9 protein-coding genes are annotated in these 9633 nt (G+C 53.4%); 4 read left to right on the forward strand and 5 right to left on the reverse strand.

Translation table 11 applies throughout. The features are described 5' to 3' along the window. The 3 genes from JE47_RS0118070 to radC all read left to right on the forward strand — a co-directional run. On the forward strand, positions 1 to 1238 hold a 1238-nt coding region (locus JE47_RS0118070), incomplete at its 5' end, for an MFS transporter (protein ID WP_051871203.1). Positions 1239 to 1283: 45 nt separating this feature from the next. Beyond that, the gene (locus JE47_RS0118075; RefSeq protein WP_031461097.1) at positions 1284 to 2624 is read left to right on the forward strand and encodes an FAD-dependent oxidoreductase; all 1341 of its coding nucleotides are present in this window, start codon (positions 1284 to 1286) and stop codon (positions 2622 to 2624) included. A 99-nt stretch (positions 2625 to 2723) separates the two neighbouring features. Further along, a complete protein-coding gene (gene radC, locus JE47_RS0118080; protein WP_031461098.1) occupies positions 2724 to 3413 on the forward strand; it encodes a RadC family protein in 690 nt (229 codons plus the stop codon). 94 nt (positions 3414 to 3507) lie between these two features. On the opposite strand, the gene JE47_RS0118085 is transcribed toward radC, so the two are convergent. From JE47_RS0118085 to JE47_RS0118105, 5 genes are read right to left on the reverse strand one after another with little or no spacing between them, the layout of a single operon-like run. After that, positions 3508 to 4506 carry a ribose-phosphate diphosphokinase gene (locus JE47_RS0118085; protein WP_031461099.1) on the reverse strand — a complete coding sequence of 333 codons (999 nt, stop codon included), beginning with the start codon at positions 4504 to 4506 and terminating at the stop codon, positions 3508 to 3510. 27 nt (positions 4507 to 4533) lie between these two features. Next, positions 4534 to 5004: a hypothetical protein gene (locus JE47_RS0118090; protein ID WP_031461100.1), complete on the reverse strand. Its 471-nt coding sequence runs from the start codon at positions 5002 to 5004 to the stop codon at positions 4534 to 4536. Between the two features lie 28 nt (positions 5005 to 5032). Further along, entirely contained in the window at positions 5033 to 5905 is an 873-nt protein-coding gene (locus JE47_RS0118095) for a hypothetical protein (protein WP_031461101.1), read from the reverse strand. Between the two features lie 3 nt (positions 5906 to 5908). Further along, entirely contained in the window at positions 5909 to 6322 is a 414-nt protein-coding gene (locus tag JE47_RS0118100; RefSeq protein ID WP_031461102.1) for an HIT family protein, read from the reverse strand. Beyond that, positions 6319 to 7350: a lysylphosphatidylglycerol synthase transmembrane domain-containing protein gene (locus JE47_RS0118105; RefSeq protein WP_031461103.1), complete on the reverse strand. Its 1032-nt coding sequence runs from the start codon at positions 7348 to 7350 to the stop codon at positions 6319 to 6321. Before JE47_RS0118105 ends, JE47_RS0118100 begins: the two co-directional genes overlap by 4 nt. Positions 7351 to 7462: 112 nt before the next feature. Between JE47_RS0118105 and JE47_RS0118110 the strand changes: the two genes are divergently transcribed. After that, a complete protein-coding gene (locus JE47_RS0118110; protein ID WP_031461104.1) occupies positions 7463 to 9256 on the forward strand; it encodes a S8 family peptidase in 1794 nt (597 codons plus the stop codon). Positions 9257 to 9633 lie beyond the last annotated feature (377 nt).

The raw sequence follows: 9633 nt of genomic DNA on the forward strand, positions 1-9633 counted from the left end.
TCATGTTGTTAAAGCAACTATGGTCTGGTCGCCTGTATTACGGCTGGGTGATGCTGTTGACCGTCTCGGTCACCGAAGTCATTTCGTGGGGCATTTTGTACTATGCCTACAGTGTGTTCATCTCACCGATGACCACCGATCTGGGAGTCGGTCAACTCACTATAACTACCGGTTATTCAGTGACACTGCTGACCAATGGGCTGGCAGCACCATTGATTGGTTGGTGGCTTGATCGCTACGGTAGCCGTGGACTAATGACGGCAGGTTCACTCGCAGGCTGCGGGTTGCTCATACTCTGGTCGCAGATCACCACACCGCTACAGCTCTACCTGGTAATGGCCGGGGTTGGTATTGCCAGCGCTGCCGTTCTGTACGAACCGGCGTTTGCAATTATTGCCACCTGGTTTCGTCGCGAGCGCGGTCGGGCACTGCAAGTATTAACCTTCTTCGGGGCCTGGGCCAGCTTCATCTTCATTCCGCTGGCCGGTTGGCTGGTCGATCTGATAGGCTGGCGCTTAGCGTTACTGGTACTGGCGGCAATCATGGCACTCACCATCCCGCCCCATGCACTGGTTCTGCGACGATGCCCAGCCGATCTAGGGTTGACACCTGATGGTGTGTTATCGGCAACAGACCTTACGATTTTTCCTGAACCCTCCGTGCGAGTGGGAGTGGCAATCAGGGACTTACGTTTTTGGTTACTGAGTATTGCGTTCGCAATGAGTGGGTTTGCGACAGTAACCATGACGATCCAGCTTATCCCCTACCTCCTGAGCCGCGGCGAAACCCTGGTATTTGCCGCTGCCATCGCCGGAGTGCATGGTTTTATGTCATTGCTCGGTCGCTTGTTCCTCGGCCCCTTCGGCGAACGATGGTCACGCCGATTGGTGACGATTGGTCTGTTTGGGATGCAGATCATCGGGCTGACAGTTTTGATGTTTTCTACACATCCTTTTGCCGCACTGATATACATCGCACTCTTCGGTGCAGGTGCTGGAACACAAACCATCATGCGGGCAGCACTCATTGCTGAAGAGTATGGATCGGTAAACTATGGAGTTATTAGTGGTATTCAGAATATCATTCTCACCGTTGCTCGGACTGTAGCACCGATCGTTACCGGACTGCTGGTAGAACGGATCGGGTACAACGGTATGGTATGCTCGCTGATTGGTCTGCTGGCGGTCGGAGTACTTGCCCTCTTCATGGTGGAAAAACGTAACGTTGCCCAGGTTTGACTCATCTTAATCAACGAAAGCATAAGCAGCACATGGAGCAACTTCATGAAACGACGAGTGGTGATCATTGGTGGTGGTGCAGCCGGTATGAGTGCGGCAGCCAAAGCACGACGAACTGATGCTGAGCTTGATATTGTCGTGTACGAGCGATCCGGTTTTGTGAGCTATGGCGCTTGTGGTTTTCCCTACGCCATCAAGGGTGAGATTGCCCGAATTGAAGATGTGATTGTACGCACACCTGAACAGTTTGCCCGACAGGGCATTCAAGCGCTCATTCATCACGAAGTGTTGGCAATTGATACTGAACGACAAACAGTACGAGTACGTGATTTGACCGGTGGACGTGAGTTTGTTGACCATTGGGATGAGTTAGTGCTTACCACCGGTGGTCAACCGGTTCGTCCCCCTCTCCCTGGCGTCGATTTACCTGGTGTTTTTACATTGCGGAACGTTGAGGATGCACGGGCGATCCAGCACTGGCTGCATGAACAACAACCCCGAACTGGGGTCATTATTGGTGGTGGTTATATTGGTTTAGAGATGGCCGAAGCGCTGGCTGCACATGGCGTACAATTAACGCTGATCGAGCGGCTATCGCAAGTACTACCGAGTTTCGATAATGAACTGGCGGCTCAGGTTGAGGCCGAATTACGGCAGCACCAAGTCGATGTTCGTCTGGGTCAGACTGTTCAGGCAATAGTCGGTGATGAACGGGTACGTGAAGTACTTATCGATGGGCAATCAATTCCGGCTGAAATAGTCATCCTTGCCGTTGGTGTACGACCAGGAGTTGCGCTTGCCCGTTCGGCCGGTATCGCGCTTGGAACAACCGGTGCGGTAGCGGTCGATGATCATCAGCGTACGAATGTTCCTCAAGTATGGGCGGCAGGTGACGTGGCCGAAGCCTTACATCGGGTGACGGGGAAACCGGTCTGGGTGCCACTGGGGACAACGGCAAACAAACAGGGGCGAGTTGCAGGCGAGAATCTGGCCGGTGGTGACGCACGATTTGGCGGAATTGTTGGTACGGTAGCAGTAAAGGTTTTTGATCTGGAAGCAGCGATGAGTGGTCTGTCCCTGGCACGTGCGCAGGCCGAAGGTTTTGCGGCCAGAGCAATCAGTGCGACGGCAAATTCACGTGCGCACTACATGCCGGGACATCAGCCAATTACCGTCTCACTTGTGTTTGATGAAACGAGCCGACGCCTGCTGGGCGGGCAGATGGTTGGTCATGAAGGTGTGGCCAAGCGAATCGACACTATTGCGGCAGCATTACAGGCTGGTTGGACCATTGACGAATTGGCAGAGTTGGATGCGAGCTATGCTCCACCTTTCGCACCGGTCTGGGATCCAATTCTGGTAGCGGCTAACCTGGCACGCAAGTAGGAAGGTTGTCCATCATCTGTCGGCAAAATCACCGAATCGTTTTGCCCTCACAAACGGTTATATATATGGAACCGAACAACATTGTAGGGTGAGGGCAACATGATTTCACTCCGCATGCACGAACTACCCGCGTATGATCAACCACGAGAACGACTGGCCCGATTGGGAGCGGGAGCCTTGAGCGATGCCGAACTGCTAGCAATCTTGCTGCGTGTCGGTACCAACGGCACCAATGTCTTGCAACTGGCTTACCAGTTGCTTGCCGAATGCGGTGGCTGGGCGGGGTTACAACTCCTCGATTTCAACGATCTCTGTCAGCGCCATGGCATTGGTACGAGTAAGGCGGCCAGCATCAAGGCGGCACTCGAAATCGGACGGCGTCTGGCCCGTAGTGGGATTGATGAGCGGTTCCCGATCCGCTCACCTGCCGATGTGGCAACGCTCTTGATGGTCGAAATGAGTCATCTCGATCAAGAGCATCTCCGTACCGTCTTGCTCGACACGAAAAATCGCGTCCAGCAAATCAATACAGTGTATATTGGCAGTCTTAATTCGGCTACTATTCGAGTTGGAGAGGTTTTCAAAGAGGCAGTACGGCGCAACAGTGCGGGCATTATCGTGGTACATAATCATCCATCGGGCGAGGCGACTCCTTCGATAGACGACATCGAGGTTACCCGACAGTTGGTGGCAGCCGGTCGCCTGCTCGATATAGAGCTGCTCGATCACTTGATTATCGGTCGTGGGCAGTACGTCAGTCTCCGCGAGCGCGGACTGGGTTTTGAGTGAGCGGTAATGAACGGCGCCTCGGTGATGGCGCGAGCAAGTACCTCGCGCCATTCAGGCTTCCTTTACAACAAGACGATGGCCGCGATACAACAGGTTAACTCAACGCCGGATGGCGTCGATGTTGGAAGATAGTATCGACACTCACGCCACTATGGATACGCTGAATGACTTCAGCGATCAGCGTACTGACCGAGAGGATTGTCAGACCAGGCCAACGACGTTCAGGCAGGATCGGGAGTGTATCGGTCACGACAACTTCCCGCAGCGAACTGGCGCGGAGCCGTTCAATCGCATTCCCGGCGAAGACGGCATGCACACAGCAGGCATAAATCTCGCTGGCGCCTTCCTTTTCGAGGAGTTGCACCACTTCGAGAATAGAACTACCGGTGGCAATCTCATCGTCAACGATCAGGCAGCGTTTCCCGCGTACATCACCGATGAGATTGAGGATTTCGGGAACGGTGAGCGAACCATCTTTACGATCAAAGTGCTGTAATCGGCGTTTCTCGGCAATTGCCAACGGCGCATTGAGTGCTTCGGCGAAATTACGGGCACGTTTCGCAAAACCAACATCCGGTGAAACCACGATGAGATCGTTCCAGCCCTTATCGGCAAAATAGCGCACCAGCAGATTCATCGCGGTCAATTCATCCATTGGGATTGAGAAGAATCCCTGAATCTGACCGGCGTGCAGATCGATAGTCATCACCTGATGAGCACCAGCAACCTGGATCATATCGGCTAGCAACCGTGCCGTAATCGGTACTCGAGGCTGATCTTTCTTGTCTGTTCGCCCGTAAGCATAATAAGGGATCACGGCAGTGATCCGACCGGCAGAAGCGCGCTTACAAGCATCAAGCATAATCAACAATTCCATAATCCGATCACTGAGATCGGGCATGGAGAGCGATTGAATGACAAAGACATCCTTTTCACGCACACTCTCGTTGAGCTTGACAAAGATATTTTCGTTACTAAACTTGACAATCGTAATATCACCTAGTGGCACACCGAGACGTTCGCTGATCGCACGAGCGAGTGGCAGATTGCCATTCCCAGCAAAGATCCGCATCTCATCGAAGCGGCTTCCCATTCCTTCCTCCTTAGTATGAGGTATTGCTTAAACAACACGCGAATCAATTGCAAACATCGCCAGTACTTCGGCACGTGATAGGCGCCAGCCTACCGGCAAACCATCAGGAGCAGCGAGATCATCATACGCAATGTGCAGCGCGCTCAACCCTGGTTGTTGAAGGAATATGGCTAGCGCCCGCGCCGGTGAAAGGGTAAGCAGCCGTGGTGAACGCGCCAGACCGGTACGTTGGGCAAAGCTGACGGCAGCATCAGCACTGAGAAATGCGAGCAGTAGACGAGGGCGTAACCCTGGCCTTGGGGTGTCACCGGATGCAGCCATCGTCGCGTCTACCGGTCGGTTCGTGCGATAGACATACAGTATTCGAGCCGGTTGTTGACCATCAGCGATCAGCCGTTGGTGAAACTTTGCTAAGGCATAGGTAACCTGAGCAATTTCACCACCGGCCTGGCGTACCACAGCAGCAAGCATAGCCAGATCGCGTTGGTCTGAGGCCATATCCACTCCGTTTCTACGCATACCTTCCTTATGGTACCGGTGTAGGACGCGGTTGTACGGTCTGTGGCCGTGGTTCACCAAAATAGAGTGCCGACCCAAGTAGACCAAGTTGCACAACGTAGGGAGTGCCAGCAGCTTCAGGGTGTAGCTCAAAACGAGCACGCTCAAAATACTGTACCCGAAAAGCACGTCCATCAGGTTGTACTTCATCAAATTCGGCGCTAATCGGGTAGCCGAATGACATCAGACCACCATTCTCTTCCCAAAACTGGAGAAACAGTCCACCTACGCCGAAACCCGTTTCGGGAAAATAACGCAAGCCCGGACGCGACTCAAAGGGTTCAGGTCGTAGAAAGGTGCGTCCGGCCACATACTCAACCCCCACCAGACCGATCTGAAACTCGTAGGGCGTACCGGCCAGTTCGGGCCAGTGTTCGACCCTGGCGCGTTCAAACCACTGCACCTCACGTCCATTTAAGAACAACGCTGGGCTAATCGGCAACCCAAGCCGACGGAGACCGCCGAGTTGTTCGTAGGCAGCAGCAAACCTTGGCGCAACCTCTATTACGGTGGGAGCAACCCCAGCTCGATATTCAGCAGTGGCAACGTTTGTTGACGCTTGTAAAATCAAATCACGCGGTGCGAGGCGATTTGCTCTGGCAGTAGGACGACCAATACCACTAATTCCGATGATAATAAGCGCCAGGATGATTAACACCAGAACGCCTAACGCTACCACCATACCAACACGTAGCCGATTGTTACGAGCCGGTCGCTGGCGGAGAGGCTTCGTTGTAGCCGGATCTGGAATCGGCGCAGTTGTGGTTGGTTGCGCACCATTCGGATTGGCAGTATCCTGTGGTGAAACCTGGTTTGGAGGTGGAGCAACAGATTCGCTCATCGATCACTCCTGTATATGAGCGAGAATCTCATCAGCCACAGCCCGTAGTTCATCCATGCTGGCCGTTCCCGGACGCCACAACTTCACCGAACGGTCACCTTCCCAACGCGGAATAATATGGACGTGATAATGAAACACCACTTGCCCAGCAGCCGCACCGTTATTCTGTATCACGTTGAACCCATCGGGCTTCAGAGCATTGACGATAGCTCTGGCAACCCGTTGCGTCGTCAGGGCGACTGCTGATACTAGCTCAGGAGGCAAATCGAGGAGACCCGGCAATTCAGGTTTGGCAATCACCAATGCATGACCACGCGCTGCCGGATTGATGTCAAGAAACGAGAGGGTTAAATCATCTTCGTACAGCTTGAAGGCAGGAATTTCACCGCGCACGATTCGAGTAAAGACCGATGTCATAGCACCTCCGAAGCGTCACTAAGCGAAGCGAGGTCTTCTTGTTCTCTGAGTGTACCAGGATAACGGTTGAGCCATGCCAGCGCAACTACGCCCAGCAGGACCCCAAACCAGAGGGTACAAAAACGGATCACAATAGTGGCAGTCGTCGCCGCACTGGCACTTAGACCGACCAGTGCCAACAACAAACCAACACTGCTTACCTCCGATGCGCCTAACCCACCGGGAAGAAACGAAACCAGACCAAACAGAGTACTGGCAGCAAAAATAAAGGTGGCCTGCAACAACAACAACCACGATGGTGTACTGCCTACCCCCATCAACACCCAAAAGAAAGCTAGGCACTCAAAACCCCAGGAAACGACGCTGATCACGGTCGAGATTAACAGAATCCGCCAATGGAGTAATTGCGCAGTCGTGGTGTAGATCGTCTCAAGCCGTGGCGCAAGTCGTTGACCCAACGGCAGGCGTGCGATCATTCTAATGATCGCGAGGGCCAGCGTTTGCCGCTGCACAATGATAATCCCGATGATTGTCACGAGTACCAGTACGACAAAAAGTGGTCGTGCTGGCGGGTAGAGTGTCAGCCCTAACCCCATGAGCAGCAGCATTGCAATACCATCGGTTAATCGTTCGGCCAGTACAATTGGCGCCGACCGACTGATCGGTGTAGCGTTGCGCTGCCGCAACAGGAACGATTTCAGCACCTCACCCATTTTTCCCGGTGTCACCGACATCACCAAACCGGCAGTAAAAATGAGACCGCTGGTTGATCGATCAATATCGCGATCCAGCTTCAAATAGCGGAGGTAGTAATCCCATTTCAGCCAGCGCAACCAGTAATTGATAACGGTGCCGATCAAAATAAGGGGGAGCAGCGCCCAATCAAACGTCAGCAGATCATTCCCGACAGCACGGAGATCGCTAAACAGACTGATCGCGATCACAACTGCCAGGCCGATGATGAGCGAGGTCAAAATCGATTTGCGCAATCCGGCGCGCAAGGAGGTTGTAGCAGCTTTTTGTTCCATAGCGGCTCAATTATAGCACAGGAGGAGGATTGTACTGGGTGAAAACAGGTGCAGAACCGGTGACTATCGAGTACAATACTGGAAGAAATTGGTTACCAGCGCGAGGACATCTATGTCGATCCGTCTCACCCTGTTCGGTCTACTCTTCCTCTCCGTATTGGTAGCAACGATTCCGGTCACTCCGCTGCAGGCGGCACATACAACCGACCTCATTGTCAAAGTCGCAAGCCCCCAGACGCTAGCGACGGTCACGAGGGCAATTCGTGCGCAACACAGCGAGCCTTTAGGCAGACAAACGTACCTCATTCGCCTACCTGCCGGTATGCCATCCGAACTGGCCCTTACCCACATCCGATCACTCAACGGCGTGATCTACGCCGTACCGGACTATGAGCGTACCGTTAGCCGCATCTCTAACGATCCACTTCGTGACCAGCAGTGGGCATTGGGGACGATTGCCGCTTACGATGCGTGGGACATTACAACCGGTGGGCCAGTCGTGATCGCAGTTATTGATACGGGAGTTGACGCAAATCATCCTGAGCTGGCAGGTCGTGTCCTGGGTGGATTTAATGCCATTACCGGTAGTTCCAATTCCGGCGACGATAATGGTCATGGCACTGCGGTAGCTGGCATCATCGCTGCCAGCGGCGATAATGGTGAAGGCATTGCTGGGCTATGCTGGGGATGTGTCATCTTACCAATCAAGGCCTGTTTGAGAAATGGTCGTTGTCGCGACTCCAGCGTCATTAGTGCCATTCGCTGGGCAACCGATAACGGTGCACGGATTATCAATCTCAGTCTGGGCGGATCATCACCTTCGCCGGCGCTCCAGGAAGCGGTACGCTATGCCAATGAACGAGGTGTACTGATTGTTGCAGCGAGTGGTAACGAACGAGCTGAAGGAAACACCCCAAACTATCCGGCAGCCTACGCAGAGGCCCTGGCAGTCGGGGCAACCGGGTATAGCGATGAAGTGACTGGCTTTTCTAATACCGGCGACTTTATTGATCTAGTTGCACCAGGCATTGATATTGCCACTACGATACCGGGCAATGGCTATGCGCTGGCAACCGGTACATCATTTGCCAGCCCGTTCGTGAGCGGTGCCGCAGCACTGATTATGACGTTACGACCCGATCTGAGCAACAGCGATGTACGCTGTGTGCTGGCGATTAGCGCCGATGATCGCGGAGCACCTGGTCGTGATAGCGAATACGGGTACGGACGCCTGAACGTTTTGACAGCGCTCCAAACGGCGACAACCTATGGCGGTTGTCCACTTGGCACATCTGTTGAACGTAGTAGTTTCGATCCCTTTGCGCGTGTTGCTGTACCGACTGATGGCCGCCTCTACTTCCCAGAAACAGGGCATACACTTGGCGGCGGCTTTCGCACATACTGGGAACAGAACGGTGGCTTACCGATCTTCGGTTTCCCGATCAGTGAAGAGTTTACTGAGATCAGTAGCGATGGTCGGCCAGTGACCGTCCAATACTTCGAGCGTCACCGGTTTGAATGGCGACCAGAAAATGCCCCGCCGTACAATGTTCTTCTTTCCCGGATCGGTGATGATATTCTGCGTCGGCAAGGGCGCGACTGGATGACCTTTGAACAGAGTGGGCCAATTTCTGGTTGCCGCTACTTTGCCGAGACGAATCAGTCGGTGTGTGAACCATTTTTGAGTTACTGGCAGCGCAATGGTTTGGAGTTTGATGGACGTCCCGGTAAGAGTTATGCAGAAAGTCTAGCTCTGTTCGGACTTCCGCTCTCAACGCCACGAGTGGAAGAAACCCAACCGGGAACGATTGTGATTGTACAATGGTTTGAACGGGCACGCTTCGAGTTGCATCCTGATGGACAAGTATTATTGGGCTTGTTAGGAAATGAGTTATTAGGGCGATAAATCTCGCCGACCGTTCTCGCGCGAGTGCTTGTGCTATACGTCAAGAGTAGGGTAGCGCCGTTCCCCCACAGGTGTAACCCGACGCTGGCCGAATGGTGAGAGGCTTATAATGCTTATCGGTGCTCAAACGAGGCGTGGATCTTGGCATGTGACACTTTTAGATGGACACCAATTGGAATGACGCACGTCATTCGCGAGTCGTGACCGGAGACACTAGACAGCCGCAGCAAGAAAACCGCATACTACAGCATAAAGGAGCATAAAGGTCCTGAGAAAGTCTCATCACGCTCTGATAAAAATATGAGAAACAAGACAGATACCACTATACCCGATCACCAGCCGGAACATTTTTTACCCGCTGAGGAACGCATCAATGT

The sequence above is a fragment of the Chloroflexus sp. MS-G genome (genome assembly GCF_000735195.1).
Lineage (GTDB): Bacteria > Chloroflexota > Chloroflexia > Chloroflexales > Chloroflexaceae > Chloroflexus.

Excerpts from the sequence above, each read along its gene's own strand:
- JE47_RS0118075 (WP_031461097.1), top strand. The coding sequence starts at position 1,284 with ATGAAACGACGAGTGGTGATCATTGGTGGTGGTGCAGCCGGTATGAGT.
- JE47_RS0118105 (WP_031461103.1), bottom strand. The coding sequence starts at position 7,350 with ATGGAACAAAAAGCTGCTACAACCTCCTTGCGCGCCGGATTGCGCAAA.
- JE47_RS0118100 (WP_031461102.1), bottom strand. The coding sequence starts at position 6,322 with ATGACATCGGTCTTTACTCGAATCGTGCGCGGTGAAATTCCTGCCTTC.
- JE47_RS0118090 (WP_031461100.1), bottom strand. The coding sequence starts at position 5,004 with ATGGCCTCAGACCAACGCGATCTGGCTATGCTTGCTGCTGTGGTACGC.
- JE47_RS0118085 (WP_031461099.1), bottom strand. The coding sequence starts at position 4,506 with ATGGGAAGCCGCTTCGATGAGATGCGGATCTTTGCTGGGAATGGCAAT.
- JE47_RS0118110 (WP_031461104.1), top strand. The coding sequence starts at position 7,463 with ATGTCGATCCGTCTCACCCTGTTCGGTCTACTCTTCCTCTCCGTATTG.
- radC (WP_031461098.1), top strand. The coding sequence starts at position 2,724 with ATGATTTCACTCCGCATGCACGAACTACCCGCGTATGATCAACCACGA.
- JE47_RS0118095 (WP_031461101.1), bottom strand. The coding sequence starts at position 5,905 with ATGAGCGAATCTGTTGCTCCACCTCCAAACCAGGTTTCACCACAGGAT.